Here is a 25612-nt window from a genome sequence, read left to right as displayed (position 1 = left end):
CTGGCCGACCGGTTCGAAAAACCGGTCGCATTTTAGCAATCAGGCCGCGAGCCACTCCGGCACCCGGTCGAGCCCGATCAGATCCTCGTAGCTCTGTCGCGGCCGGATCACCGCGTGGTCGGCACCCCGCACCAGCACCTCGGGCACCAGCGGCCGGGTATTGTAGGTGCAGGCCTGCACGGCGCCGTAGGCGCCCGCCGACATCACGGCGATCAGGTCGCCGGGCTTCACCTCGGGCATCTCGCGGGCGAGCGCCAGGTAGTCGCCGCTCTCGCAGACCGGGCCGACCACGTCGGCGGTGATCCGGCCCGCCTCGGCCTTCGGCTCGGCCACCGGGCGGAGCGCATGGTAGGCCTCGTAGAGGGTCGGGCGGATCAGGTCGTTCATCGCCGCATCGACGATCACGAAGGTGCGGCCCTCGCCGTGCTTCACGTAGAGCACGCGGGTGACGAGCACGCCGGCATTGCCGGCGATCATCCGGCCGATCTCGAAGACGGGCTTCAGGCCGAGCGGCTTGAAGTGCGGCCGCAGCACCGCCGCGAAGGCGGCCGGGTCCGGCGGCGGGGCGTTGTCGTCGCGGTAGGGGATGCCGAGGCCGCCGCCGAAATCGACGTGGTGGAGCCGGTGGCCCGCCGCCATCAGGTCGCGGGCCAGCCCGCAGAGCAGGGCGGCCGCGTTGTCGTAGGGCGCCAGATCGGTGATCTGGCTGCCGATATGCATGTCGACGCCGACGAGCGACAGGCCCGGCAGGCGCGCCGCCCGGTCGTAGACCTCGCGGGCGCGCGAGATCGGGATGCCGAACTTGTTCTCCGACTTGCCGGTCGAGATCTTGGCGTGGGTGCGGGCATCGACGTCCGGGTTGACCCGGATCGAGACCGGCGCCGTCGCGCCCTTGGCGGCGGCCACCCGCGACAGCTGCTCCAGCTCCGGCTCGCTCTCGACGTTGAAGCACAGGATGCCGGCGTCGAGGGCGGCCGCCATCTCGCCCTCGGTCTTGCCGACGCCCGAGAACACGATCCGCTCGCCCGGCACCCCGGCGGCCAGCGCCCGGCGCAGCTCGCCCTCCGAGACGATGTCCATACCGGCGCCCAGCCGCGCCAGGGTGGCGAGCACCGCCTGGTTCGAGTTCGCCTTCATGGCGTAGCAGACCAGCGCGTTGTCGCCGGAAAACGCCTCGGCGAAGACCCGGTAGTGCCGCTCCAGAGTGGCGGAGGCGTAGCAGTAGAACGGGGTGCCGACCGCGCCCGCGAGTCGCGACAGGTCGACGTCCTCGGCGTGGAGCATGCCGTTGCGGTAGGTGAAGTGATGCATGGCGAAGTGACCGGGAGAGGGACCGACGCCAAGGGGCGCTGCCGCGCCGCATCCGGCGCGACGCGCCCTCTACACGAAACCGGACCGCCTTTGCACCCTCACGTCGGCGCGGTCACAGCAGCGGGTCGAGCGGGAACGGCCCCTGGGGCACCGTGAAGCCCTTGCGCCGGCGCGAGGACGACTCGGTCGGGGCCGGGAGCCCGGTCGGCGGAGCGATCGCGGCGGCGGGCAGCTCGTCCTCCTCGTCGGGGGCGGAGCCCCCCGCGGAGAGCCCGACGCCGCCCGGCAGCGTGTTGACCGCCGCCGCGCCCGTCTTCGGCCGCGCGGTCCCGGCACCCGGGCTCGCCTTCGGCTGGGCCGCCGGCACCGCGGCGGGCGGCGGCTCGAGCGGCCCGCGCCGGCCGCAGGCGGCGACCGAGAGGGCGATCAGGCCGAGGAGGACGAGGAGGCGGGGACGGAACACGGGCGAGATCCGGGGACAAGCGTGGCGGCGGCACCATAGCGGCCCGCGCCGCGCGAGGCGAGCCCGCCCGGCGCTGTGGTTGCACCGCATTCGAGCGTGGCCGTTAAGGGAGCGTTGGAGCCCGGGCCGGAAGAGTGCGGCCGGGCCCGCCCGCGGCGGCTCCCGCCGCAGGGAATGTCCTGCAGGGATCCCCGGAGGGTTCGCGGCCGATGCCCGGGCGCCACACCGCCCGGGAAGCCGCGGGCCGGCAGGACGGGGCGGCGATCGTTTCGCTCGCCTTTCCGTTAATGAACGGTTAAGCTTCTCGCCGATCGCCGCGTCGGCTCCCCGTCGCGTTTGTGAGTGTCCCGTGAGCCTTTCGACGGTGCGGCTGCACCAGCTCCTCGTCGCTGCGGCTTTCCTGGTGCCGTGCGTCGTCCTGGTGGGTGCGGCGTGGTGGAACCGGGCCGAGGTCCTGCGGGAAGAGGACAGCGCCGTCGTGCGCACCGCCGCGGTGATGCACGAGCACGCCTCGAAGGTGTTCGACACCGCCGAGCTCGCGATGGACCGGGTTGACGACTACGTCTTCGACCGCAGCTGGACCCAGATATCGGCCCCGGCGACCGGCGGCTTCCTCGCCAGCCTTAAGGCGCCGCTGGCGCAGGCCCGGGCGGTCTGGGTGGTGGATCCGCAGGGACGGATCCGCGCCTCGAGCCGCGAGGGCGACCTCGGCCGCGAGCTCGCCGAGCGCGACGTCTTCTCGGTCCACCGCCCGAAGGATATCGGCATCTATGTCAGCCCGGCCCTGCGCGAGCCCGACGGCTCCGCCGCCTTCATGGTCAGCCGGCGGCGCTCGACCGAGGACGGGCGCTTCGACGGGGTGATCGTGATCGCGCTGGGTACCGAGTACTTCGCCCGCTTCTACGCCGAGATCGCCGCCCCGACCGCCCACCGGGCGACGCTGCTGCGCGCCGACGGCGCCGTGCTGGTGCGCGAGCCGCCCGGCCCGGAGGCCGACGAGCGGCTCGGCCCGGCCGATCCGCTGCTGCGGGCGATCCGCGCCAGGCCCCAGGGCGGCGCCATCACCGGCACACCGCCCGGCGAGGCCGAGCGGCTCTACGCCTGGCGCAGGATCGGCGACTATCCGGTCGACGTCGCCTTCTCGGTCGAGACCGTCGTCGCCCTCGACCGCTGGTACGACAACCTGCGGATCTACGGCCTCGTCGCCACGGTCTCGGCCCTGACCCTGGTGCTGATGGCCTGGCTGGCGCTGGCCCGCGCTCGCGCCGAGGAGCAGGCGCTTGCCGACCTCAAGCGCGAGCACGCCCAGCGGCTCTCGGCCGAGAGCCAGCTGCGCCAGTCGCAGAAGATGGAGGCGGTGGGCCAGCTCACCGGCGGGATCGCGCACGACTTCAACAACCTGCTCGCGGTCATCACCGGCTCGCTCGAGCTGGTGCAGCGCCGCATCGCCCGGGGCGACACCGATGTCGGCCGCTTCATCGCCGGCGCCCTCGACGGCGCCGATCGGGCGGCGAAGCTCACCCACCGGCTCCTCGCCTTCGCCCGGCAGCAGCCGCTGGAGCCGCGCCCGACCGACCCGAACCGCCTCGTCGCCGGCATGGTCGACCTGCTTCGCCGCACGCTGGGCGAGACCGTGCAGGTCGAGACCCGGCTGATGGCCGACCCGCCGCCGGTCTTCGTCGACCAGAACCAGCTCGAGAACGCGATCCTCAACCTCGCGGTCAACGCCCGCGACGCGATGCCGGGGGGCGGGCGCCTCACCCTGGAGATCGCGCAGGGCAGCCTGGAGGACGGCGCGCAGGGGGTGTCGATCACCGTGCGGGACACCGGCACCGGCATGCCGCCCGAGGTGGTGGCACGGGCCTTTGAGCCGTTCTTCACCACCAAGCCGCAGGGGCGGGGCACCGGGCTCGGCCTGAGCCAGGTCTACGGCTTCGTCACGCAGTCGGGTGGGCGGGTGCGGATCGACAGCCAGCCGGGGCGGGGCACCGCCATCACGCTGACCCTGCCGGTGAGCCGGGACGCGTTGCCGGCCGAGGATGCCGGGCGGGCGCGGCTCGCCGCCCCCTCGCCCGACCGGGCCCGGCGCACGATCCTGGTGGTCGAGGACGATGCCGCGGTGCGGCTCGCCAGCGCCGAGACGATCGGCGAGCTCGGCTATCGCACAGTCACGGCGGCGGACGGAGCCGCGGCGCTCGCGGTGCTCGACGGCGAGCGCGAGGTGGCGGTGCTGTTTACCGACGTGGTGATGCCGGGCATCGATGGGCCGACGCTCGCCGCCGAGGCGCGGCGGCGGAGGCCCGCCCTGCGGGTGGTCTTCGCCACCGGCCACCCGCCGGACAGCGACCAGGAGGGGCCCCGCCCGGCTCCCGGCGAGACCGTCCTGCGCAAGCCCTTCAGCATCGAGGACTTGGCGGAGGCCCTCGAAGCCGCGAACCGGGAACAGGCCTCGGCCTGAGCCCGGCTCGCGCCCGGAACACGGGCCCGTGCGTGCCGCGGCGAGCCCGGGTCCGCCTTACTTCTTCTGCGTCTGCTCGTAGAAATCGATCGCGCGCTTGCAGTTGACCGAGATCTTCTTCATGTTCTTCTCGAAGCAGCGATCGACCTCGGGGCTTTCCGGCGGCAGGTTGCCGCAATAGGTCATGTAATCGCCGGTGCAGTACTTCTTCAGGTTGGGGTCGTCCCGCTGGGCCGAAGCCGGGCCGGCGAGCAGCATCAGGCTGCCGGCAGTCAGGAGGGCGAGCGACATCGGCCTGAGCATCATGTCTGTCGAAGCCTTGCAAAACGTGGGAAGTCGCAGCGAGATGGCCCGAAACCGGCGACCTGACAAGGGTCGCGGGGTGCCGCAGGCCGCGCCGCAACGGGCCGAGGTGGCGCCGCGGCGGACCGGACCGGACGGAAAGTTCGAGCGCTGGCAAGGGCTTGCCCGATGTTTCCGGGCCATTTCCGATCTCGCGCGGTCGGTCGGGGGACCTGCCGGGGCGACCGCGATGTGCCGCACGGCACACCGCGTCGGGCCGTCAGCCGGCCGTCGCGGGCGCGGTGCGCGGCGCGGACGGGGATAGCGGCGTCGCCGGCGGCATGCGCGGCTCGGGCCGGCCCTGCACGATCTCGCGCCCCTGCATCAGGGCGTCGGCCACCTCGGCGATCCGGCGTTCGAGGAGCGCGTTCTGGTTCGCGATCTCGGCCGGCGGCGTGCCGGCCGTCCGCACGGCCTCCTGCAGCCGCGCGATCTCGGCGCGCGCACCCTCGATCTCGGCGGCGTGGCGGGCGGTCAGGTCGGCGAGCGCGTCCTCCAGGGCCTGGACCTGCCCGCGGGCGGCGGTGGCGACGCTCTCCCCCGCCTCCGCGACGCGGCCGCGGGCGGCCCGCACCTGCTCCTCCGCGATGCCCCGGGCGGTCTCGGCCTCGGCCTGGCCGCGGCTCACGGTCTCGAGCTCCTGGCGCAGGGTCGCGAGGTCGGACAGCGCCCGCTGGTAGGGGCCCTCCAGCGCCCGCATCGCCTCCTCGGCGGCGGCCCGGGCGGTGCGGGCCTCGGCCAGCTCGCCCTCGCCGCGGGCGAGGCCACCCCGGGCCTCGATGAGGTCGCGCTCCAGCTCGGCGAGCCGGGCGTCGCGGCGCTCGATCTCGGCGGTGAGCGCGCCGAGGCGCACGGTGCGCCGGCCGGTCTCCTCCATCTCGGCCTGCCGGGTCGCCTGCGCCTCCTCGACCCGGCGCTCGAGCTGGCGCTCGCGCACCGCGAACTCGGCCCGCAGGTGGTCCTTCTCGGCGGTCAGCTCGACGATCGACATCGGGTAGAGCGCCTCGAGCCGGCGGCGCGTCAGGCGCTCGGCCCGGGCGTTGAGCGCCGGCAGGACCAGGAGGGCGCACAGGCTGGCGCCGAGGAACCCCAGCGCCACGAACATCAGGGACTCGATCACCCGGGCGATACTTTCTCGGCGTCCGGGCGGGGCCCCGCACGGACGGTTGCAACGGATCGACGCGCCCCGGCGCAGCAGGACCGGCGTCGCGGCCGGACCCTGCCACGGGACGCTCCCGAGGACCAGCGCGGCCCGGCCGGCGCGTCGCGCGCGGTCCGGACCCTCCGCCGGATCCTCAGAAGGGGTTCCAGGTCGGCGAGTCGGTGAACTTCAGATAACCGATATTGATCCCGAACCGGGCGCCGACGCCGGCCCGGATCGGTACCACCACGATGTTGTCGGCGGTCACCGCCGACATGCCGAAGCCGCCCACCACGTAGGCCGAGCCGTCCATGCCGACGAAGCGGCGGTAGAGGGCGTTCACCCGCGGCAGGTTGTAGACCAGCATCATGCTGCGGGCCCCGTCGCCGCCGACGTCGAAGCCGAGGGACGGGCCCTGCCAGTACACCTTGCGCTGGCCGGCATTGCGGGTGAACAGCGTGCCCTCGCCGTAGCGCACGCCGCCGATGATCGCTCCCGAGGCCTCCTGGCCCAGGATGTAGCCGTTCGGCTCGCCCCAGCGGCGCGTCGCCTCCTGGACCGTCAGGGCGAGCCCGCGCGAGACCGAGCCGAAGAACTGGTGGCCCGAATCGACGATCTCCTGGGGTTGGAACGTGCCCGGATCGCCCGGGCGGCGGCCCTGCGCGGCGGCGGGCCCGGGCAGGCCCGCGGGCAGGGCGGCGGCGGCGAGCAGCAGGGCCGCGAGGGCGCGCCGGCGCGACACTCCGGCGCTCTGCCGGGCCGAGGAGGCGGAGGAGGCTGAGAGCATTCGTTAGGCATCCCGGCTTAAAGGAGGTCGTGACCGGCCCGGCCGATTCTCGTCGGAGGGCCGGCGCGGACGGCGGCGGGATGCCACGAATGCTGCGGATATGGGCAAGATCTGGTTAACGCGCCGCGGCCTGCTGTCGCTTCTCCCCGCCGCCGCGATCCTCGGGCCGGCCCGGGCCGAGACGCCGCTCGGCGTGCCGTCGCTCTACGCGGCCGATCCCCTGACCGGGCTCGCCCTCAGGGGCTACGACGCGGTCTCCTACCGGCTCGGGTCCGAGCCGGTCTCCGGGGCCGATGGGCACGACCACGTCTGGTCGGGTCTCGTCTGGCGCTTTTCCAGCGCGGCGAACCGGGGCGCCTTCTCGCGCGCGCCGGAGGTCTACGCGCCGCGGCTCGGCGGCTGCGACCCGGAGGGCGTCGCCGCCGGGCGCCTCGTCGACGCCGATCCCCTGGTGGCGAGCCTGTACGACGGCCGCCTCTACCTCTTCCGGGACGCGCAGCGCCGGGCGCGGGCCACGCCCGAACTGCTCGACGCGGCCGAGGCGCGCTGGCCCGACCTGCGGCCCGCCGCCGCGATCGGCGGCTGAGAGCCGGCGCTCCCGGTCAGGCGCCCCGTTCGGGGCAGCGCTCCGGCAGCACGGCGCGTCCGGCCTGCGACGGGTCGCCGAAGGCAGCGAACGGGCCGTTGCGGTACTGGCCGGGCCGGCGGCCATAGCCGAAGGGGCGCCCGTCCGGGCCGACGAGGCAGCCGCCGGCCTGGGTGAGGATGTGGTCCCCGGCCGCCGTATCCCATTCCATCGTCGGGCCGCAGCGGACGTAGACGTCGCCCTCGCCGCAGGCGAGGAGCCCGAACTTGAGCGCCGAGGAGACCCCGCGCCGCCGGCCGATCGGCAGGCCCGCGAGGCAGGCCTCGTCCGCCGCCTCGCCGTGGCTGCGGCTGACGAGCGCCGTCATCCCCTCCGGCGGGAGCGGCCGGGCCGAAACGGGGCGGAACGGACCGGGACGGCCCTCGACGAGCGCGGCCTCCGCGGCCCCGGCGCCCGCCGCCCAGACCCGGCCGAGGGCGGGTGCGGCGAGGGCGGCGGCGACCGGCCGCTCGCCGGCCACCAGGGCGATGTTGACCGTGTACTCGCCGGTGCCCTTCAGGAAGTCCTTCGTCCCGTCCAGGGGATCGACCAGGAAGAACAGGGCCGCCGGTGCGGCCTCGGCCGCGGTCTCCTCGGCGATCACCGGGATGCCCGGCCAGGTCTCGCCGAGCGCGGCGACGATCAGCGCCTCGGCGGCGAGGTCGGCCTGGCTCGTCGGCGAGCCGTCGGCCTTGAGGCGGTGGCTGCACCCGCCCCGCTCGAATTCCCGCAGGATCTCGCCGGCCGCCGCGGCGATCCCGGCGAGCCGGGCCGCGACGACGTCGCGCTCGGAAGGCGTGGGCAGACGGTCGAGGGCGAGGGCGGGCGTCATGAGGGCGGACGTCATGCGGTTGTCATGCCCGCAGCCGGCGGCTTTGTCGATGACCGCGCGGCCGGCCGCGGCGTGATCGCCTTTTCAAACCGGCGCGCGGCGGCTATCCGTGCCGGCAAACCGTGGCGGGAGCCGCCGCGATCCACGCCTTCATCCGACTGCCCCATCTGCCGGCCCCGCGGAGCGCCCCATGACCACCGTCACCCTCGACGCCCTCGATCTCTCGGCGCTGCTCTGCTCGCGGGTCTGCCACGACGTGATCAGCCCGGTCGGCGCCATCGTCAACGGCCTCGAGGTGCTGGAGGACGAGGACAGCGCCGAGATGCGCGACTTCGCCCTCGACCTGATCCGCAAGAGCGCCAGGCAGGCCTCGGCCCGGCTGCAATTCGCCCGCATCGCCTTCGGGGCCGCGGGCTCGGCGGGGGCCAGCATCGACCTCGCCGACGCCGAGAACGTCGCCCGCGGCATGTTCGGCGACGAGAAGACCAAGCTGACCTGGAGCGCGCCGCGGGCGCTGTTTCCGAAGAACAAGGTGAAGCTCGTCCTCAACCTCGTGGTCATCGCCGTGACGGCGATCCCCCGCGGCGGGGTGATCGACGTCTCGATCACCGGCGAGGGCGACGCCCCGGTCTTCGTGCTGACCGCCAAGGGCGCCTACGCGCGCATCCCGCCCCACGTCGAGAAGCTGATCGCCGGGACGCCGGAGAGCGGCACCGTCGACGCCCACGCGATCCAGCCCTTCTATGCCGGCCTCGTCGCCCGCGCCGCCGAGATGGACGTGCGGTTCTCGATCGAGGGCGACACGGTCACGATCCGGGCCGAGCCGGCCGCCGCCCCGGCCGGGGATGTCGAGGACGTCCGGGATTCCGACGACCACCGGGACGGCGGTAACGGCATCTAACCCTAGGGCCGGCGGCCAGTTCGAGCCCCGGTCTCTTCGCGGTTCTCTCCGGCGAGCCGGATTTTCCCCCGATTCCGGGCGGTTATGCCCGGAGCGGGTACAGTATGAGGATTGGCGGCAACGGATCATAAAGGCTCCCGTGGCAGCGTAGGCCTGCGCAGAGATCCTGCGTGGATCGACGAGTGGCCGCGATGGACGATTTGTTGCGTGAGTTCCTGACGGAGTCCGGTGAGCACCTGGACACTGTCGACCTCGAGCTCGTCCGGTTCGAGCAGGATCCGAACAACCAGACGATCCTGCGGAACATCTTCCGTCTGGTGCACACCATCAAGGGCACCTGCGGGTTCCTCGGCCTGCCGCGCCTCGAGGCGCTGGCGCATGCCGCCGAGACCCTGATGGGCAAGTTCCGCGACGGGATGCCGGTGACGAGCCCGGCCGTCAGCCTGATCCTCCAGACCCTCGACCGGATCAAGGTGATCCTGGCCGAGCTCGAGCGCACCGGCGGCGAGCCGGCGGGGGTCGACGAGGACCTGATCGGCGCCCTCGAGCGCATGTCGGAGGAGCCGGTTCCGGCGCCCGAGCCGGTTCCCGTCGCCGCCCCGGCGGCCTCCGGCACCCTGGTGCCCCAGGTGCTCGAGCGCGCCCTGAAGCCCGGCGAGGTCTCCCTCGACGATCTCGAGCGCGCCTTCCGCGACACCGCCGTCGAGATCGAGGCACCCGCCCCCGAGGCCCTCGCCCCGATGCCGGCGCCCGAGCCGGTCCGGCCGGCGGCACGTCCGGAGCCAGTCCGGCAGGAGGCCGCTGCCGCCGCGCCCGCCGAGGCCCGCCGCGCCGAGCCGGCGCGGTCCGAGCCGCAGCCCGCCGCCGAGAGCGAGAGCGGCCCGGTCAGCAAGGTCCAGACGATCCGGGTGAACGTAGACACCCTCGAGCACCTGATGACGATGGTGTCCGAGCTGGTGCTGACCCGCAACCAGCTCCTCGAGATCGCCCGCCGTCACGAGGACGGCAACTACAAGGTGCCGCTGCAGCGCCTGTCCCACGTCACCGCCGAGCTGCAGGAAGGGGTGATGAAGACCCGCATGCAGCCGATCGGCTCGGCTTGGCAGAAGCTGCCGCGGGTGGTGCGCGACCTCTCGTCGGAACTCGGCAAGAAGATCGACCTGGTGATGCAGGGCGCCGAGACCGAGCTGGACCGCCAGGTCCTCGAGGTCATCAAGGATCCGCTCACCCACATGGTGCGCAACTCGGCCGACCACGGCATCGAGTCGGGCGCGGAGCGCAAGTCCGCCGGCAAGCCCGAGAAGGGGACGATCCGCCTCAACGCCTTCCACGAGGGCGGCACGATCACGATCGAGATCGCCGACGACGGCAAGGGCCTCGACCTGTCGGCGATCCGCCGCAAGGCGGTCGAGCGCGGCGTCGCGACCGAGGCCGAGGTCGAGCGGATGACCGACGCCCAGGTGGCGAAGTTCATCTTCCACGCCGGCTTCTCGACCGCCAAGGCCGTCACCTCGGTCTCCGGCCGCGGCGTCGGCATGGACGTGGTGAAGACCAACATCGAGCTGATCGGCGGCACGATCGACATCCAGACCCAGCTCGGCGCCGGCACCACCTTCACGATCAAGATCCCGCTGACGCTCGCCATCGTGGCGGCGCTGATCGTCTCGGCCCGCGAGCACCGCTTCGCGATCCCGCAGGTCTCGGTGCTGGAACTGGTGCGGGTGCAGCCCGGCACCGACCACGCGGTCGAGCGCATCAACGGCTCGCCGGTCCTGCGCCTGCGCGACCGCCTGCTGCCGATCGTCCCGGTGGCGGCGATGCTCGGCCTCGACGCGCCCGACGCCCCGGCCTCGACCGACGAGGGCTTCGTGGTGGTGAGCCAGGTCGGGCGCCAGCGCTTCGGCATCCTGGTCGACGGCGTCTTCCACACGGAGGAGATCGTCGTGAAGCCGATGTCCTCCAAGCTGCGGCACATCCCGCTCTTCTCCGGCAACACCATCCTCGGCGACGGGGCGGTGGTGCTGATCATCGACCCCAACGGCGTCGCCCGGATGGTCGGTTCGGGCACGGCCAGCGGCCAGCCCGGCGAGATCGAGGCCGAGGCCGAGGGCGACGAGAACGCGGGCGATCAGGCCGTGACGCTGCTGGTGTTCAAGGGCGGCGGCGACGCGCTCAAGGCGGTGCCGCTCTCGCTGGTCACGCGCCTCGAAGAGATCGACGCCTCGAAGATCGAGTGGGTCGGCGGGCGCCCGCTGATCCAGTACCGCGGCCGCCTGATGCCCCTCGTCCCGGCCGATCCGGCCCAGGCGATGAAGCGCGACGGCGCCCAGGCCCTGGTGGTGTTCTCGGACGGCGAGCGCTCGATGGGCCTCGTGGTCGACGAGATCGTCGACATCGTCGACGAGGTGCTGGATGTCGAGCTGGTGACCGAGCGCTCGGACCTGATCGGCTCGGCGGTGGTGCGCAACCGGGCGACCGAGATCGTCAACATCGCCCACTACCTGCCGCTCGCCCACGACGATTGGGGTCAGCCGACCCACCGCGCGGTGCCCAAGGCGCCGAGCCTGCTCCTCGTCGACGACTCGGCGTTCTTCCGCGAGATGCTGACCCCGGTGCTCAAGGCGGCGGGCTTCCGCGTCGCCCAGGCCGCCGATGCCGAGGAGGCGATGCGCCATCTCCTCGGCGAGGCCCGGACCGACCTCGTGGTCTGCGATCTCGAGATGCCGGGCCGCTCGGGCTTCGACCTGATCGAGGCGATGCGCAAGGCCGGCGGCCGTCTCGCCGAGATGCCGGTGGTGGCGCTCGCCGGCACGATGGCGCCGGACTCGATCGCCCGTGCCCGGGCGCTGGGCGTCGCCGACTGCGTGGCGAAGTTCGATCGCTCCGGCCTGGTGGCGGCGGTCAACGAGATCGCCAGCGCCCCCCTCGACGCCGCGGCGTGACCCGCTGACCGCGATCGCCCGGACGCGCTCACGCCGCGTCCGGGCGCCCGATCCCCCTCACACGCCCGAGCCCCGCCCATGATGGCCGCCAACACGAACACCGCCGGCACCCCCGCGCAAGCCACCGGCGAGACCACCGACTACGTCACCGTGCTCCTGGGCGACGAGCTGTTCGGCTTGCCGATCGACCGGGTGCACGACGTCTTCATCGCCACCAACCTCACCGACGTCCCGCTGTCGCCGCCGGAGATCAAGGGCCTGCTCAACCTGCGCGGCCGCGTCGTGACGGCGCTCTGCCTGCGCCGGCGCCTCGGCCTGCCCGACCGGACCGGCGACGGCCGCAACATGGCGGTCGGCCTGGAGCATGGCGGCGAGGCCTACGGCCTGCTCGTCGACCAGGTCGGGGAGGTGATGAAGCTCGCCAACGACACCTACGAGCCGAACCCGGTCCACCTCGACACCCGCTGGCGCGCGGTCTCGCGCGGCGTGCACCGTCTCGACGGACGCCTGCTGATCATCCTCGACGTCGAGGCGGTCCTGGCCTTCGGTGACGAGCGGCCCGCCGCCACCGCCGCCTGACGCGGGGACGGCCGGATGAGAACGTTCCTGATCGTCGACGACTCGGCGGTGATCCGCAAGGTGGCCCGCCGGATCATCGAGGGCCTGGGCTTCCGGGTGGCGGAAGCCGAGGACGGCCGCGAGGCGGTCGAGCAATGCCGGTCGGCGATGCCCGACGCGGTGCTCCTCGACTGGAACATGCCGCACATGGACGGGTACGACGTCCTGCGCGCCCTGCGGCGCCTGCCGGACGGCGACCACCCGAAGGTTCTGTTCTGCACCATCGAGAACGACGTCGCGTCGATCGCCCGGGCGCTGCAGGCCGGGGCCGACGAGTACATCATGAAGCCCTTCGACAAGGACATCATGACCGCCAAGCTCCAGGCGGTCGGCCTGGCCTAGAGCATTTTTCGACGAAGCGGATACCGGTTCGTCGGAGAAAATGCGGCAAAATCAAAAACCTAGAAAGCTTCGCGATTGCAACGCGATCGTGAGGCACTCTAGGGCCGTCCGCGCCGTCGGCCTCGCCCGAGGCCGGTCGTACCGTCGGCCTTTCGCGAGGCCGGCCCGACAAGAAGCCCCGGCTCGACCCGGGACCGATCCCCCTGGCCCGCGCCTGCGCGGCGCCGACCGAGAAACGCCATGGCCGCCTCCGCCGCGCCTTCCAACCCGTCCCCGAGCGCCGGACCGCGCATCCGCGTCCTGGTGGCCGACGATTCCGTGGTGGTGCGCGGCCTGGTCTCGCGGTGGCTCGAGGAAGCCGGGTGCGAGATCGTCGGCACCGCCGCGAACGGCCGCATCGCGCTCGATGCCCTCGACCGGGTCCAGCCCGACATCGTGCTCCTCGACATCGAGATGCCGGAGCTCGACGGCACCCAGGCGCTGCCCAAGATGCTGGCCAAGCGCCCCGGGCTCCAGGTCGTCATGATGTCGACCCTGACCCAGCGCAACGCCGAGATCTCGCTGCGCTGCCTGGCGCTCGGCGCCATCGACTACCTGCCCAAGCCCGAGGGCAACCGCGGCGTCACCACCCAGGCGAGCTTCCGCGAGGACCTGGTCCAGAAGATCCGGATGCTCGGCGCCGACCTGCGCAACCGGCCCCGCGCCCGCCCCGCGGCATTGTCCGAGCGGCCGGGCTTCGGCGCCGCCGCGCCGGTCGAGCGGGTCGCCTCGCCGCTCTCGGCCCCCGCGCCGCGCCCGGCCGCCGCGCCGTCCGCGATCTCGACCCGACCACGCCCGCTGCGGGTCGCCGCACCCCGCTGCCTGCTCGTCGGCGCCTCGACGGGCGGTCCCCGGGCGGTGGGGGAGGTGCTGGAGAGCATCGGCGCCGCCACCCTGCGGCGGGTGCCGATCCTGATCGTCCAGCACATGCCGCCGGTCTTCACCGCGGTGTTCGCCGAGCATCTCGGTGCCCGGATCGGCCTGCCGGCGGCGGAGGCCAAGCACGGCGAGCCGGTGCGCCCCGGCGTCGTCTACGTCGCCCCCGGCGGGCGCCACATGGGCCTGTCGGGCTCCGCCGCCGAGGCGGTGATCCAGCTCAACGACGGCCCGCCGGTGAACTTCTGCCGCCCGGCGGTCGACGTGATGTTCCGCGACGCCGCCGAGGTCTACGGCGCCGCCACCCTGTCGGTGGTGCTCACCGGCATGGGATCCGACGGCACCAAGGGCGCCAAGGCCCTGGTCGATGCCGGCGGCGTCATGCTGGCCCAGGACGAGGCGTCCTCGACCGTCTGGGGCATGCCCGGCAGCCTGGTGCGGGCCGGCTACGCCCACGACATCCTGCCGCTGTCGGGCCTCGGCCCGGCCCTCCGCTCCGCCATCGCCGGCCCGGGCCATTGATGCGCGTCCTGCCACGGATCCGGGGGAGGATGCCGCACCAATGACCGAGACCGAGTTCGATTTCCTCCGCGCCTACCTCAAGCAGCGCTCCGGCCTCGCCCTGACGGCGGAGAAGCGCTACCTCGTCGAGAGCCGCCTGTCGCCGGTCTGCCGGCGCTTCAACCTCGCCGGGCTGACCGAGCTCGTCGGCTGCCTGCGGGTCGCCCGGGACGGTGCGATCGAGCGCGCCGTGGTCGAGGCGATGACCACCAACGAGACCTTCTTCTTCCGCGACCGCACGCCGTTCGACCTCTTCCGCGACGTGCTGCTGCCCGGCGCGCTCGTCGCCCGGGCCAACCAGCGCCGCCTGCGGATCTGGTGCGCCGCCGCCTCGACCGGCCAGGAGCCGTACTCGTTGGCGATGATGCTGGCCGAGGCCGCGCCCCGCCTCGCCGGCTGGCGGGTCGAGATCATCGCCACCGACCTCTCGACCGAGGTGCTGGAGAAGGCCAAGCTCGGCCTATACAACCAGTTCGAGGTCCAGCGCGGCCTGCCGGTGCAGCTGATGCTGAAGCACTTCACCCAGGTGGGCGAGCAGTGGCGGATCGCCGAGTCCCTGCGCCAGATGGTCGACTTCCGGCCGCTCAACCTGCTGCAGCCGTTCGAGCAGCTCGGCACCTTCGACATCGTCTACTGCCGCAACGTGCTGATCTATTTCGACACGGCGACCAAGGCCGACGTGCTGCGCCGGATCGCCGACCAGCTCGCGCCCGACGGCGCGGTGCTGCTCGGCGCCGCCGAGACGGTGATCGGCATCACCGAGACGCTGGTGCCCGACCCCGAGCATCGCGGCCTGTACCGCCACGGCCGTGCCGCGGCGAGCCAAGGCCTGTCGAGCCCCGGCTTGTCCACGAGCCCGGCGCTGGCCGCGAGCCACGCGGCGGCGGTCCCGGGCTATCCGGGATTCGCCGCGCCGGCCGCCGGCCCTGCGGCGACGCCGGCCGCTCCGAGCGCGGCCGCCGCGCTCGCCGGCCTGCGCTGGGCCTCGCGCTGACGGATCGGCCCCGCGGCCCGGGACCGCGAGCCCGCGAGGATCGGTCCACCGGTCCTCGCGTCTCGCCGCGGCCATGACGAGCCGGCCGGCGATCCCCTCCGGACGGCGCGGCCGGAGCCCGGCACAGCTTGGCGCAAGGCGGGACAGGAAAGATCGTCCTGCCCCACGATCCTCCCGCTCAGGGTCTCGCGTCTTCCTCGTCCGCTCCCGCCAATCGGTCGGGTTCCCGGCGTCGGCCGCTGTCGTGCTGCGATCCTGGAGCCGCCGCCGTCCGCCCTGCGGCACGAGGGCCTCTTACTGTCGCCGCCGACCGGCCGGAGGCTCGGCTCGCCGCTCCCGAGATGCCGGCTTCGTCCTGCCAGGCGCGGCGCGGGACGGGCGCGCGGCCGGTCGTACACGGCCCCGCCCCGTCGATGTCCCGATTGTCTCCAGACACAAAAAAACCCCGCCGGAGCGGGGTTCTTTGGTCCGTTCCGTCCCCCAGGGGGGATCGGACGGTCAGACCGCGATGCGGTTCTCTTCCTCGGTCGGCTCGCGCAGCACGTAGCCGCGGCCCCAGACCGTCTCGATGTAGTTCTTGCCCTGGCTGGCATTCGCGAGCTTCTTGCGGAGCTTGCAGATGAACACGTCGATGATCTTCAGCTCCGGCTCGTCCATGCCGCCGTAGAGATGGTTGAGGAACATCTCCTTGGTCAGCGTGGTGCCCTTGCGCAGGCTGAGGAGCTCCAGCATCTGGTACTCCTTGCCGGTGAGATGCACCCGGGCGCCCGATACCTCGACGGTTTTCTGGTCGAGGTTCACGATCAGGTCGCCGGTGGTGATCACCGACTGCGCGTGGCCCTTCGACCGGCGCACGATCGCGTGGATTCTCGCGACCAGTTCATCTTTGTGGAAAGGTTTGGTGAGGTAATCATCGGCACCGAACCCGAGGCCCTTCACCTTGTCCTCGATCCCGGCCATGCCGGAGAGGATCAGGATCGGGGTCTTGACCTTCGCCACCCGGAGGGAGCGCAGAACCTCGTAGCCCGACATGTCGGGCAGGTTCAGGTCGAGCAGGATGATGTCGTAGTCGTACAGCTTCCCGAGATCGACACCTTCCTCGCCGAGGTCGGTCGTATACGTGTTGAAGTTTTCGGACTTGAGCATCAACTCGATGCTCTGCGCTGTCGCGCTGTCGTCCTCGATCAGAAGTACCCGCATCTCAGGTCCCCAAGCCCTGGCCCTCAAGGGTTAAGGCAAGCCCCCGCCGCCCGTCTCCCACCGGCCCGTGGGGGACGCCCGTTGTCTTCCGAACCGCGACGCTATGCCTTAACGGTTAACAAACCCTGTTCACGTCCCGCAAGCGGTTATGAAACCGCGTGACGGGCAGGGCCCTTGCGGGTTTGCGTTCCGTTCCGGCCGAATCGCGACACCATACCCGCATCCCGCCTCGCCGGGCCGGCTAAATGGCTCCCGCCATTGACGCCCGCCCGTGATGTTGCGTCCGCGCCACGCCCCCGGAGAACCTCCGGGAGCCCGCCGTGGATCCCATCTGCCTCAGTGTTAAGGAGAGGGGTAAATGGATCGTTGATGGAATCCGGCAATGGCAGCGGCAGGGATCGGGAAACCGCTTCGTATCAACAGGATGCTGCCGTGACCGGCCCGGGGCGCCTCGATGCCGCCCGCGCCGCGCTGGCCGGCATCGACGAGGTCGAGACGTTCGGCCGGGTCGTCGCGGTGCGGGGCCTGCTCGTCGAGGTCGCCGGCCCGGTCGCGGCGATGCGGCTCGGCGGCCGGCTCGACGTGGTGGTGGACGAGGCCGCCGGCACCGCCGTTCCGTGCGAGATCATCGGCTTCTCCGGCCCCCACGCGCTCGCGATGCCGTTCGGCTCGCTCCAGGGGGTGCGCCGCGGCTGCCCGGCTCGGGTCCGGGGGGAGGGGGCGGGCGCGATCCGTCCGAGCCGGGCCTGGCTCGGCCGCGTGATCGACGCGCTCGGCCGCCCGATCGACGGCAAGGGCCCGCTGCCGCCCGGCCCGCTGCCCTACGGCCTCCGGGCCGATCCGCCCCCCGCCCATGCCCGCCGCCGCGTCGGCCCGCCCCTCGATCTCGGGGTGCGCTGCCTCAACACCTTCCTGACGATGTGCGCGGGCCAGCGCATGGGCATCTTCGCCGGCTCCGGCGTCGGCAAGTCGGTGCTGCTCTCGATGCTGGCGCGCTACACCGCCGCCGACGTCGCGGTGATCGGCCTCGTCGGCGAGCGCGGCCGCGAGGTGCAGGAATTCCTCCAGGACGACCTCGGGGAGGAGGGCCTCGCCCGCTCGATCGTTGTGGTGGCGACCTCCGACGAGCCGGCGCTGATGCGCCGCAACGCCGCCTACGTCACCTTCGCCCTCGCCGAGCACTTCCGCGACCAGGGCGCGCAGGTGCTGTGCATGGTCGATTCGATCACCCGCTTCGCCATGGCCCAACGCGACATCGGGCTCGCCGCCGGCGAGCCGCCGACCGCCAAGGGCTACACGCCGACCGTGTTCTCCGAGCTGCCGCGCCTCCTCGAGCGGGCCGGGCCCGGCACCGGGGACGGCGCGATCACCGGCCTGTTCACCGTGCTGGTCGAGGGCGACGACCACAACGAGCCGGTGGCCGACGCGGTGCGGGGCATCCTCGACGGGCACATCGTGATGGAGCGCGCCATCGCCGAGCGCGGCCGCTACCCGGCGATCAACGTGCTGCGCTCGGTCTCCCGCACCATGCCGCGCTCCTGCGACCCGGACTACCTCGAGGTGGTCCGCCGCGCCCGCCGGGTGCTCTCGACCTATGCCGACATGGAGGAGCTGATCCGGCTCGGCGCCTATCGCCCCGGCAGCTCGCCGGAGGTCGACGAGGCGATCGGCCTGATGCCCGATCTGGAGGCTTTTCTGGGGCAGGGTAAGGAAGAAGCAACCTCCATCCGCGAGGGTTATGAGCGCCTCGCCGCGATCGTCGGCGGGCCGTGAGGGTGGGGCGGGCCGCCCGCCCTGCGGCCTCGTGAAGGCGCGCGACGGGCGAGGCTCGGCCGCATGCCGCTGGCGGGAGTGGAGTAACAATGAAATCGCGGGACACGCTCATCCGGCTGCGCCGCTTCCAGGCCGACGAGAAGCGCCGCAAGGTCGCGCAAATCGAGGCGATGATCGCCGATTTCGCCCGCATGGCCGCCGACCTCGACCGTGAGATCGGCCAGGAGGAGCAGCGGGCCGGGATCTCCGACCCCGCCCATTTCGCCTACCCGACCTATGCCCGCGCCGCCGCCCAGCGCCGCGACAACATCCGCCGCTCCGCCCAGGACCTCGACGTGCAGCTCGCCGAGGCCAAGGCGGCCCTCGCCGAGGCGTTCGAGGAGCTGAAGAAGGTCGAGATCCTCGATGACCGCGAGCGCTCGGGCGAGCGCGTCGCCGAGAATGCCCGCGACCAGGCCAGCATGGACGCGATCGGGCTCGGCCGCGCCCGGGCCTGAAGAGGGCCGGGCGGAAGGCCGGCTCGCCCCACCTCGGGGCGTCCGGCGTAAGGTTTCGCGATGAAAGCGCATGACCCTCTTCCGGACGGCGGAGGAGGCAGGCACGCCGTGTTGTCATCACCCGCCCCGTGGGCCGGGCGCCTGGCGTAGGGACGGGTCAGCCGACCCGCTCCAGGATCACCTCCCTGGCGGGCGGGGCATCCCCGCCGATCCGGTAGGCCGCGACGACCGCGGCCTCGGCGCGATCCGCCTCCGCTTCGCTGCGCGCATGCACGATCGCGAGCGGCCGCTCCGGCCCGACCTCGGCTCCCAGAGCCGCCAGGTCGGTGAGGCCGACCGCGTGGTCGATCGGGTCCTGCGGCCGGGTCCGGCCGCCGCCGAGGCCGATCACCGCGACGCCGATGTCCCGGGTGGCGATGGCCTGGACGCGGCCCGCCCGCGGCGCGGGAATCGCCCGCACCAAACCGGCGCGGGGCAGGTGGCGCTCCGGCGCCGCGATCAGGTCGGCGGGTCCGCCGAGCGCCGTCACCATCCCGGAAAACACCTCCGCGGCGCGGCCCGAGGCCAGGCTGTCCTCCAGCCGGGCGGTCGCGTCGGCGAGGTCGGGGCTCAAGCCCCCGAGGACCAGCATCTCGGCGCCGAGCGCCACCGTCACGGCGTGGAAGCGCGGCTCGCGCCGGCGGCCGGCCAGGTAGTCGAGGGCATACGCGACCTCGACGGCGTTCCCGGCGGCCGAGGCCAGGGGCTGGTCCATGTCGGTGAGGAGCGCTCGCGTCGGCAGGCCGGCGCCGTTCGCCACCGTCACCAGGCTCTCGGCGAGGCCCCGCGCCTCCTCGGTACGGGCCATGAAGGCGCCGGAACCCGCTTTCACGTCCATGACGAGGCCCTGCAGCCCGGCCGCGAGCTTCTTCGACAGGATCGAGGCGGTGATCAGGTCGAGGGATTCGACCGTGCCGGTGACGTCCCGGATGGCGTAGAGCCGCCGGTCGGCGGGGGCGAGGTCCGGGGTCTGGCCGATCACCGCGCAGCCGACCTTCCGGGTGACGCGCCGGAACAGGTCGACGTCCGGCGCCGTGGTGTAGCCCGGGATGCTGTCGAGCTTGTCGAGGGTGCCGCCGGTATGGCCGAGGCCGCGGCCCGAGATCATCGGCACGTAGCCGCCGCAGGCCGCGACCATCGCGGCGAGCGGCAGGCTCACCGTGTCGCCGACCCCCCCGGTCGAGTGCTTGTCGAGGACCGGGCCCGGCAGGTCCCACTGCAGGACGGTGCCGGAGCGGGTCATCGCCCGGGTGAGCGCGACGCGCTCGGGCAGCGACAGGCCGCGGAAGAAGACCGCCATGGCGAAGGCCGCCGCCTGGCCCTCGGTCACCCGCCCGTCGGTCAGCCCGGCGATGAAGGCCTCGAGGGCGTCGTCCGGCAGCGCCTGCCCGTCGCGCTTGAGGCGGATCAGTTCCTGCGGCAGCAGCGTCATGGATGGGATCCCGGAAGAGAGCGTCAGAGGTCGCGGGAGAGCAGCGCCGCGACGAGGCGCCCGACATCGTCGGCAGCCTGTTCGGCGACGCGCTTGGTCTCGGCGTGGTGGGGCGCGCCGATTCCGGTCCCGGCCTCGAACCCGGCGGCGTAGTTCGTCACCAGCGACAGGGCCGCGACCCTGAGGCCGAAGAACCGGGCGAGGATCACCTCCGGCACCGTCGACATGCCGACGAGGTCGGCGCCGAGCGCCTTAGCCATGCGGATCTCCGCCGGCGTCTCGAAGCTCGGGCCCGAGAACCAGGCGTAGACGCCCTCCGCCAACGGCACGCCGCAAGCCCGCGCCGCTCGCTTCAGCGCCGCGCGCAGGGCCGGATCGTAGGCGTCCACCATCGGCACGAAGCGGGCGTCGGACGCCTCGCCGTAGAGCGGGTTCATGCCCGACAGGTTGACGTGGTCGGTGACGAGGGCGAGGCGGCCGGGCCCGGCCTCGGGCAGGAGCGAGCCGGCGGCGTTGGTGAGGAGCAGCGGCGGGGCGCCGAGCGCCGCCACCAGCCCGACCGGCACCCGCATCGCGGCGGCGTCGCCGTGCTCGTAGGCGTGGGCGCGGCCCTGGAACAGCAGCACCCGGCGCCCCGAGAGGCGCCCGGCCACCAGCCGCCCGGCATGGCCCGAGACGCCGGAGGCGGGAAAGTGCGGGATCTCGCCGTAGGGCAGGGCGACCGCCTCGGTGAGCCGCCCGGCCAGGGGCCCGAGCCCGGTGCCGGCCACGAGGGCGAGGGCGAAGGGCTCGTCTCCGAGGCGGGCCCGCACATAGGCGGCCGCCGCGGCGATGCGGGGATCGCTCTCGCTCACGCGAGGTTGTCCGGCCCGAACGAGGCGGGCAGCAGCTCGTCGAGGGTGAAGGTCCGGCGCAGCCCCTCCGGCCCGGCGACGTGGATCGGCGTGTCGGGGGCGGCGAATTCGCGGATGCGCTGGCGGCAGGCGCCGCAGGGGGTGACCAGCGCCGCGCCGTCGCCGAGCACCAAAATCGCGGCGATGCGCCGGCCGCCGGCCGCCACCATCGCGGCGATCGCCCCGGCTTCCGCGCAGGTGCCGACCGGGTAGGCGGCGTTCTCGACGTTGCAGCCGGCATGCACCGCCCCGGCCTCGTCCAGGACGGCGGAGCCGACGCGGAAGCGCGAATAGGGGGCGTGGGCGCGGCCCTGGACCGCGCGGGCGGCGGAAAACAGGGTGTCGATCGGGTCCATCCCGGCTCCGGCTGCGTGACGGCGAGACCCGATCATGGCCGGACCGGCGCCCGCCGTCGAGCCCGTCGACAAGCCGGTGCGGTGGTCTTAAACCCGTCGTCTTTCCAAGAGGCGAGGGATCCGGGGCGATGCTGGGACGGTTCGAGCGCAACGGGTCCGGCGAGGCCGTCGTCGAGTACGGCGACAGCAACCTGCGGGTGGTGAAGCCCGGCCGGTTCGTGCGCTGCGGCGTGACCGGCGTCGAGATCCCGCTCGATGCCCTGCGCTACTGGAGCGTGGCGCGCCAGGAGGCCTATGCCGATCCCGACGCCGTGATGGTGCGCCTGCGCCAGGACTCACGGGCCGGGTAGCGGTCGGAGCCGCCGCAGCAGCGCGGCGAGCGCCTCCGGCTCGTCGAGGGCCAGCACCACCGGCAGCGTCGCCACCGGCAGGTCGTCCGGCAGGCGCACCCGGTCCTTCTCGGTCGTCACCAGGAGGAGGTTTGCCCGCGCCGCGTCCGCGACGAGGCCCGCGACCTCCGCGGCCGTGAAGGCGTGGTGGTCCGGGAAGGCCCGGGTCTCGCGTATCTCCGCCCCGATCTCGCGCAGGCTCGCGAAGAACTTTTGCGGCCGCCCGATCCCCGCGAAGGCCAGGACCGGGCGTCCCGCCAGCGCCGCGGCGGCCGCCGGATCGGGCACCAGCCGGCCGCGAAGCGCCGGCAGTCCGCGCGCCCGCGCCTCGGCCAGGATCCGAGCACCCGGTGCCCCCTCGCCGATCACCAGGGCGGCGTGGATGCGGGGCCATTGCGCGGCGGCCGGCGCCCGCAGCGGACCCGCCGGGAAGACCCGGCCGTTGCCGAGCCCCACGGCGCCGTCGAACACCGCGATGGACAGATCCTTGGCGAGGCCCGGGTTCTGCAGCCCGTCATCCATCACCACCACGTCGGCGCCATCCGCCAGGCAGGCCTGCGCGCCCGCCACCCGGTCGCGGGCGACGAAAGCCGGGCCGGCGCGGGCCAGCAGCAGCGGCTCGTCGCCGACCTGCGCCGCGCCGTGCCGGGCGGGATCGACCCGCACGGGACCGGTCAGGCTGCCGCCGTAACCCCGGCTCAGGAAGGCCGGGCGCCGGCCGAGGTCGCGCAGCAGGACCGCCACCGCCAGCGCCGTCGGCGTCTTGCCGGTGCCACCGAGGGAGAAGTTGCCGACGCAGACCACGGGGGCGGGCACCCGGGTGCCCGCCCGCGCCATTCGGCGGGCGGAGAGCGCCCCGTAGACGTGACCGATCGGCGCCAGCAGCCGGGCCGCCGGGCCCGGCGTCTCGTGCCACCAGAAGCCCGGCGCCTGCCTCACGAGGCGAACCGCCCGGCGATGATCAGCTGGCAGATGAAGGGCTCGAGCGCCGCCATCGCCCGGTCGGTGGCGCCGCCGGCCGCCTCGATCGCCGCCGCGCCGGCCCGGGCCATCGCCCGGCGGCTTTCGGAATCGCCGAGCAGCCCGTCGACCGCCGCCGTCAGTTCCTGCCCGTCCCGGACCGTCCGGGCGCCGCCGGCGCGTTCGAGAGCGCCGTAGACCTGGGCGAAGTTGCGGACATGCGGCCCGGTCAGGATCGCCGCGCCGAGGCGGGCCGGCTCGATCGGGTTCTGGCCGCCGTGACGGGCGAGCGAGCCGCCGACGAAGACGAGCGGGCACAGGCGGTAGAACAGGCCGAGCTCGCCGACCGTGTCGGCGACGTAGAGATCGACCTTGTCGTGCGGCTGCCCGCCGGTGGCGCGGCGCCCGACCCGCAGCCCCGCGGCGGCGGCCTGGGCCGCCACCTCCGCCCCCCGGTCGGGATGGCGCGGCACCACGATGGTGAGGAGGCCCGGATGCGTCCGCGCCAGCGCCCGATGGACCGCGGCGGCGGCGGCCTCCTCGCCCGGGTGGGTCGAGGCGGCGAGCCAGACCGGACGGCCCTGCATCACGCCCTGGAGCTGGCGCAGCGCCTCGGGCTCCGCCGGGGGCGGGCCCGCATCGAATTTCAGGTTGCCGCCGGTCTCGACCCGCGGCGCGCCGAGGCGGGCGAAGCGCTCCGCCTCCTCCCGGCTCTGGGCGAGGCAGAGCGCGACCCGCGACAGCAGCGCGCGGGCGACCGCCGGGGTGCGCCCCCAGCCGCGGGCCGAGCGCTCGGACATCCGCCCGTTCACCAGGATCAGCGGCACCCCGCGGGCGTGCAGCGCCAGGATGGTGTTGGGCCACAACTCCGATTCGGCGACGAGGGCGAGGTCCGGCTGCCAATGGTCGAGGAAGCGGGCAACGTAGCGCGGCGCGTCGAGGGGCACGAACTGGTGCAGCGCCCCCGCCGGAAGCCGCCGCGCCAGCAGCTCGGCCGAGGTGCGGGTGCCGGAGGTGACGAGAACCGTGAAGCCGCGCCGGGTCAGCCGCTCGACGAGGCCGAGGAGCGACAGGGCCTCGCCGATGCTGGCGCCGTGGGCCCAGACCAGCGGGCCCGCCGGCCGCGGCCTGCCGGGGCGGCCGGTGCGCTCGGGCAGGCGCACCGGGTCCTCCTTGCCGCGCCGGCGCCGCCAGGCGAGCAGCCCCGCGAGCGCCGGCTCGCCGGCGATCAGCCCGTAATGGTAGGCGCGCAGCAGGGCCGGCAGGTCGCCGGGTCGCTGCTCGCGAGGCCGGGTCTCCTCGCGCCTCATCGGGCCGAGGCCCCCTTGCGGGTATGGCCCTTGCGGGTATGGACCGGATCGATCCGGCCGACCTGCGCGAAGGCCCGGGCATGGACCGCGTTCAGCTCGGTCTCGATGCGCAGGCGCGCCGCCTCGATCCCCGCCGCGTCGAGGTCTCGCGGCACGCTGATCGGCTCGCCGAAGGCCATCACGCCGCGGCCGAAGGGCAGGCCGAGGCTCGCCCGGTCCCAGCTGTCGAATTGCAGGTAGCGGCTCGTCACGACGGCAGTCGGCACCACCGGGCGGCCGGACATCCGCGCCAGCATCACGATGCCCTCGCCGCAGCGCCGCGACACCTTCGGCACGTCGGCGCTGAACGCCACCGACTCGCCGTCCTCCAGGGCCTTGAGGCAGCCGCGCAGGGCCTGGACCCCGCCCTTGGCCCAGATGTCGCGCGCGCGCCGCGCGCCCGAGCCGCGGATCACCCGCACGCCCATCCGCTCCAGGACCGCGGTGTTCACCCCGCCGTCGACCGAGCGCGACACCATGGTGGCGGCCCGGTCCTGCGGCCGGCGCACGAACGGCACCATCAGGTGCTGGCCGTGCCACATCGCGATGATGAAGGGCCGCAGCGGCGTGAGCCAGTCGTAGGCGCCCGGCGGATCGAGGCTGAAGCGGTTCGTGCCCTGCACCAGCTTCAGGTAGCTCGCGCCGAGGAACCCGAGGCTTTCCTGGGCGGCCCGGCTGCGGGCGATGCGGGTGACGACGCTCATCGGCAGCACTTCGTTCGGGAGGACGGGCTCTTCGGTGCGCGGTAAGAAGACCCCGCGCGGCCCCGCACCCGCGGGACGACAAGGGAGCCCGCGCGAATCCGGGCGCCGTCATGCTCCGTTCGGGCCCGCGAGGCAACCGCCGCGCGGGCGCAGATGCGGGCAGCGGCGTGCGGCAACGCACGCATTCCGAGGCGGACATGATCCCCGCGGAGGACGGGGGAGCCACGAGCTGCGTGTTGATCCTGGTGAAGGTGGCGGGTCGATCCCCGCATGGGCGGGGGAGCCCTGGGGCGGCCCGGCTTCGCAATCCAGGTGTGAGGTCGATCCCCGCGAGTGCGGGGGAGCCATTGCCCAAATCCCGGTCCTCCGGCGGCTGATGGGTCGATCCCCGCGAGTGCGGGGGAGCCATCCGGGGCCCGGCCGGCGGCACCTTCGTGGGGGGTCGATCCCCGCGAGTGCGGGGGAGCCGGGCTCGACGCGGTGAAGGGCGCCTATCGCGAGGGTCGATCCCCGCGAGTGCGGGGGAGCCACGCGGCGCGTCACCATCGTCGAGATGCAGTGGGGTCGATCCCCCTCGAGTGCGGGGGAGCCGCCTACGCCCGAGCGGTGATCCACTGGCAGGGGGGTCGATCCCCGCGAGTGCGGGGGAGCCTCTGCCAGCTAACTCTCTGATACCGTTCACGATGTCAAAGATGCCGTTGGGGCAGATACGCAACCGGCGACGCCGCAGGATGCCCGAGACCGGCCCGGTCGTCGAGGGCCATCGTCCGCGCGACGCCCGGCCCCGG

The 25612-nt window shown here is 73.4% G+C and carries 24 protein-coding genes and 1 CRISPR repeat array; of the genes, 11 read left to right on the top strand and 13 right to left on the bottom strand.

The genetic code is table 11. From position 1 onward, the window contains the following. Positions 1-39: 39 nt before the first annotated feature. Both lysA and lptM read right to left on the bottom strand, forming a co-directional pair. Positions 40-1311, bottom strand: coding sequence for a diaminopimelate decarboxylase (lysA, locus tag V3T34_RS01965; RefSeq protein ID WP_305076995.1), 1272 nt, complete (start codon positions 1309-1311; stop codon positions 40-42). Positions 1312-1423: 112 nt separating this feature from the next. Continuing rightward, entirely contained in the window at positions 1424-1774 is a 351-nt protein-coding gene (gene lptM, locus V3T34_RS01960) for an LPS translocon maturation chaperone LptM (protein ID WP_060848877.1), read from the bottom strand. A gap of 349 nt (positions 1775-2123) precedes the next feature. Here lptM and V3T34_RS01955 point away from each other — a divergent pair, with 349 nt between their 5' ends. Beyond that, positions 2124-4232, top strand: coding sequence for a hybrid sensor histidine kinase/response regulator (locus V3T34_RS01955; RefSeq protein ID WP_060848876.1), 2109 nt, complete (start codon positions 2124-2126; stop codon positions 4230-4232). 57 nt (positions 4233-4289) lie between these two features. On the opposite strand, the gene V3T34_RS01950 is transcribed toward V3T34_RS01955, so the two are convergent. The 3 genes from V3T34_RS01950 to V3T34_RS01940 form a co-directional block, all read right to left on the bottom strand. Next, positions 4290-4538, bottom strand: a complete 249-nt coding sequence (locus V3T34_RS01950) for a 3',5'-cyclic-nucleotide phosphodiesterase (RefSeq protein WP_091887559.1) — start codon at positions 4536-4538, stop codon at positions 4290-4292. A gap of 256 nt (positions 4539-4794) precedes the next feature. Then, positions 4795-5694: a hypothetical protein gene (locus V3T34_RS01945; protein WP_060848874.1), complete on the bottom strand. Its 900-nt coding sequence runs from the start codon at positions 5692-5694 to the stop codon at positions 4795-4797. A 175-nt stretch (positions 5695-5869) separates the two neighbouring features. Further along, a complete protein-coding gene (locus V3T34_RS01940) occupies positions 5870-6502 on the bottom strand; it encodes a DUF1134 domain-containing protein (protein WP_091754039.1) in 633 nt (210 codons plus the stop codon). A gap of 100 nt (positions 6503-6602) precedes the next feature. Between V3T34_RS01940 and V3T34_RS01935 the strand changes: the two genes are divergently transcribed. Next, positions 6603-7088, top strand: a complete 486-nt coding sequence (locus V3T34_RS01935; protein ID WP_091887555.1) for a YHS domain-containing (seleno)protein — start codon at positions 6603-6605, stop codon at positions 7086-7088. A 16-nt stretch (positions 7089-7104) separates the two neighbouring features. On the opposite strand, the gene V3T34_RS01930 is transcribed toward V3T34_RS01935, so the two are convergent. Continuing rightward, positions 7105-7974: a 3'(2'),5'-bisphosphate nucleotidase CysQ family protein gene (locus tag V3T34_RS01930; protein ID WP_305076993.1), complete on the bottom strand. Its 870-nt coding sequence runs from the start codon at positions 7972-7974 to the stop codon at positions 7105-7107. 175 nt (positions 7975-8149) lie between these two features. Here V3T34_RS01930 and chpT point away from each other — a divergent pair, with 175 nt between their 5' ends. The 6 genes from chpT (at position 8150) to V3T34_RS01900 (ending at position 15232) form a co-directional block, all read left to right on the top strand. Next, complete coding sequence (chpT, locus tag V3T34_RS01925; RefSeq protein WP_305076992.1) at positions 8150-8860, top strand: histidine phosphotransferase ChpT; 711 nt, start codon at positions 8150-8152, stop codon at positions 8858-8860. A gap of 191 nt (positions 8861-9051) precedes the next feature. Next, positions 9052-11802 (top strand): hybrid sensor histidine kinase/response regulator, encoded by a 2751-nt coding sequence (locus tag V3T34_RS01920; protein ID WP_200649663.1) that lies wholly within the window; start codon positions 9052-9054, stop codon positions 11800-11802. Between the two features lie 78 nt (positions 11803-11880). Then, positions 11881-12381 (top strand): chemotaxis protein CheW, encoded by a 501-nt coding sequence (locus V3T34_RS01915; protein ID WP_060848869.1) that lies wholly within the window; start codon positions 11881-11883, stop codon positions 12379-12381. Between the two features lie 15 nt (positions 12382-12396). Next, positions 12397-12762 carry a response regulator gene (locus tag V3T34_RS01910; RefSeq protein WP_060848868.1) on the top strand — a complete coding sequence of 122 codons (366 nt, stop codon included), beginning with the start codon at positions 12397-12399 and terminating at the stop codon, positions 12760-12762. A gap of 240 nt (positions 12763-13002) precedes the next feature. Next, positions 13003-14199 (top strand): protein-glutamate methylesterase/protein-glutamine glutaminase, encoded by a 1197-nt coding sequence (locus V3T34_RS01905; protein WP_305076991.1) that lies wholly within the window; start codon positions 13003-13005, stop codon positions 14197-14199. A 40-nt stretch (positions 14200-14239) separates the two neighbouring features. Continuing rightward, positions 14240-15232, top strand: a complete 993-nt coding sequence (locus tag V3T34_RS01900) for a CheR family methyltransferase (protein ID WP_305076990.1) — start codon at positions 14240-14242, stop codon at positions 15230-15232. Positions 15233-15730: 498 nt separating this feature from the next. On the opposite strand, the gene ctrA is transcribed toward V3T34_RS01900, so the two are convergent. Further along, positions 15731-16432, bottom strand: a complete 702-nt coding sequence (gene ctrA, locus V3T34_RS01895; RefSeq protein WP_060848866.1) for a response regulator transcription factor CtrA — start codon at positions 16430-16432, stop codon at positions 15731-15733. Between the two features lie 432 nt (positions 16433-16864). Here ctrA and fliI point away from each other — a divergent pair, with 432 nt between their 5' ends. Together fliI and fliJ are read left to right on the top strand one after the other, a co-directional pair. Beyond that, entirely contained in the window at positions 16865-18205 is a 1341-nt protein-coding gene (gene fliI / locus V3T34_RS01890; RefSeq protein WP_305076989.1) for a flagellar protein export ATPase FliI, read from the top strand. Positions 18206-18294: 89 nt separating this feature from the next. Next, entirely contained in the window at positions 18295-18702 is a 408-nt protein-coding gene (gene fliJ, locus V3T34_RS01885) for a flagellar export protein FliJ (protein WP_060848864.1), read from the top strand. A 157-nt stretch (positions 18703-18859) separates the two neighbouring features. On the opposite strand, the gene deoA is transcribed toward fliJ, so the two are convergent. Genes deoA through cdd form a run of 3 tightly spaced genes read right to left on the bottom strand, consistent with a single transcriptional unit; the run spans position 18860 to position 21422 of the window. Further along, positions 18860-20173, bottom strand: a complete 1314-nt coding sequence (gene deoA / locus V3T34_RS01880) for a thymidine phosphorylase (protein WP_305076988.1) — start codon at positions 20171-20173, stop codon at positions 18860-18862. Between the two features lie 23 nt (positions 20174-20196). Beyond that, complete coding sequence (locus V3T34_RS01875) at positions 20197-21027, bottom strand: purine-nucleoside phosphorylase (RefSeq protein ID WP_082742673.1); 831 nt, start codon at positions 21025-21027, stop codon at positions 20197-20199. Then, entirely contained in the window at positions 21024-21422 is a 399-nt protein-coding gene (gene cdd, locus V3T34_RS01870) for a cytidine deaminase (RefSeq protein ID WP_305076987.1), read from the bottom strand. Before cdd ends, V3T34_RS01875 begins: the two co-directional genes overlap by 4 nt. A 128-nt stretch (positions 21423-21550) precedes the next feature. Between cdd and V3T34_RS01865 the strand changes: the two genes are divergently transcribed. Continuing rightward, complete coding sequence (locus V3T34_RS01865; protein ID WP_060848861.1) at positions 21551-21772, top strand: DUF2093 domain-containing protein; 222 nt, start codon at positions 21551-21553, stop codon at positions 21770-21772. On the opposite strand, the gene lpxK is transcribed toward V3T34_RS01865, so the two are convergent. From lpxK to V3T34_RS01850, 3 genes are read right to left on the bottom strand one after another with little or no spacing between them, the layout of a single operon-like run. Beyond that, complete coding sequence (lpxK, locus tag V3T34_RS01860) at positions 21758-22750, bottom strand: tetraacyldisaccharide 4'-kinase (protein WP_305076986.1); 993 nt, start codon at positions 22748-22750, stop codon at positions 21758-21760. The genes V3T34_RS01865 and lpxK overlap by 15 nt on opposite strands. Further along, positions 22747-24081, bottom strand: coding sequence for a 3-deoxy-D-manno-octulosonic acid transferase (locus V3T34_RS01855; RefSeq protein WP_331369090.1), 1335 nt, complete (start codon positions 24079-24081; stop codon positions 22747-22749). Before V3T34_RS01855 ends, lpxK begins: the two co-directional genes overlap by 4 nt. Beyond that, positions 24078-24824 (bottom strand): lysophospholipid acyltransferase family protein, encoded by a 747-nt coding sequence (locus tag V3T34_RS01850; protein WP_305076984.1) that lies wholly within the window; start codon positions 24822-24824, stop codon positions 24078-24080. The genes V3T34_RS01855 and V3T34_RS01850 overlap by 4 nt, the downstream gene beginning before the upstream one ends. A gap of 256 nt (positions 24825-25080) precedes the next feature. Then, a CRISPR array of direct repeats spans positions 25081-25353; the repeat unit is 29 nt; unit sequence GGGTCGATCCCCGCGAGTGCGGGGGAGCC. Between the last annotated feature and the right edge of the window lie 259 nt (positions 25354-25612).

The organism is Methylobacterium ajmalii, from assembly GCF_036448855.1.
In the GTDB taxonomy this organism is placed as follows: Bacteria; Pseudomonadota; Alphaproteobacteria; order Rhizobiales; family Beijerinckiaceae; genus Methylobacterium; species Methylobacterium ajmalii.
The sequence above is the reverse complement of the archived record's forward strand: the minus strand, read 5'-3'. Positions and strand labels throughout refer to the sequence as shown.

What these genes read in the sequence shown, in the direction of transcription:
- V3T34_RS01935 (WP_091887555.1), top strand. Translation starts at nt 6,603, where the DNA reads ATGGGCAAGATCTGGTTAACGCGCCGCGGCCTGCTGTCGCTTCTCCCC.
- V3T34_RS01900 (WP_305076990.1), top strand. Translation starts at nt 14,240, where the DNA reads ATGACCGAGACCGAGTTCGATTTCCTCCGCGCCTACCTCAAGCAGCGC.
- V3T34_RS01930 (WP_305076993.1), bottom strand. Translation starts at nt 7,974, where the DNA reads ATGACGTCCGCCCTCATGACGCCCGCCCTCGCCCTCGACCGTCTGCCC.
- V3T34_RS01905 (WP_305076991.1), top strand. Translation starts at nt 13,003, where the DNA reads ATGGCCGCCTCCGCCGCGCCTTCCAACCCGTCCCCGAGCGCCGGACCG.
- V3T34_RS01915 (WP_060848869.1), top strand. Translation starts at nt 11,881, where the DNA reads ATGATGGCCGCCAACACGAACACCGCCGGCACCCCCGCGCAAGCCACC.
- V3T34_RS01910 (WP_060848868.1), top strand. Translation starts at nt 12,397, where the DNA reads ATGAGAACGTTCCTGATCGTCGACGACTCGGCGGTGATCCGCAAGGTG.
- lysA (WP_305076995.1), bottom strand. Translation starts at nt 1,311, where the DNA reads ATGCATCACTTCACCTACCGCAACGGCATGCTCCACGCCGAGGACGTC.
- V3T34_RS01850 (WP_305076984.1), bottom strand. Translation starts at nt 24,824, where the DNA reads ATGAGCGTCGTCACCCGCATCGCCCGCAGCCGGGCCGCCCAGGAAAGC.
- ctrA (WP_060848866.1), bottom strand. Translation starts at nt 16,432, where the DNA reads ATGCGGGTACTTCTGATCGAGGACGACAGCGCGACAGCGCAGAGCATC.
- cdd (WP_305076987.1), bottom strand. Translation starts at nt 21,422, where the DNA reads ATGGACCCGATCGACACCCTGTTTTCCGCCGCCCGCGCGGTCCAGGGC.
- fliJ (WP_060848864.1), top strand. Translation starts at nt 18,295, where the DNA reads ATGAAATCGCGGGACACGCTCATCCGGCTGCGCCGCTTCCAGGCCGAC.
- V3T34_RS01865 (WP_060848861.1), top strand. Translation starts at nt 21,551, where the DNA reads ATGCTGGGACGGTTCGAGCGCAACGGGTCCGGCGAGGCCGTCGTCGAG.
- V3T34_RS01920 (WP_200649663.1), top strand. Translation starts at nt 9,052, where the DNA reads ATGGACGATTTGTTGCGTGAGTTCCTGACGGAGTCCGGTGAGCACCTG.
- V3T34_RS01950 (WP_091887559.1), bottom strand. Translation starts at nt 4,538, where the DNA reads ATGATGCTCAGGCCGATGTCGCTCGCCCTCCTGACTGCCGGCAGCCTG.
- V3T34_RS01855 (WP_331369090.1), bottom strand. Translation starts at nt 24,081, where the DNA reads ATGAGGCGCGAGGAGACCCGGCCTCGCGAGCAGCGACCCGGCGACCTG.
- V3T34_RS01940 (WP_091754039.1), bottom strand. Translation starts at nt 6,502, where the DNA reads ATGCTCTCAGCCTCCTCCGCCTCCTCGGCCCGGCAGAGCGCCGGAGTG.
- chpT (WP_305076992.1), top strand. Translation starts at nt 8,150, where the DNA reads ATGACCACCGTCACCCTCGACGCCCTCGATCTCTCGGCGCTGCTCTGC.
- deoA (WP_305076988.1), bottom strand. Translation starts at nt 20,173, where the DNA reads ATGACGCTGCTGCCGCAGGAACTGATCCGCCTCAAGCGCGACGGGCAG.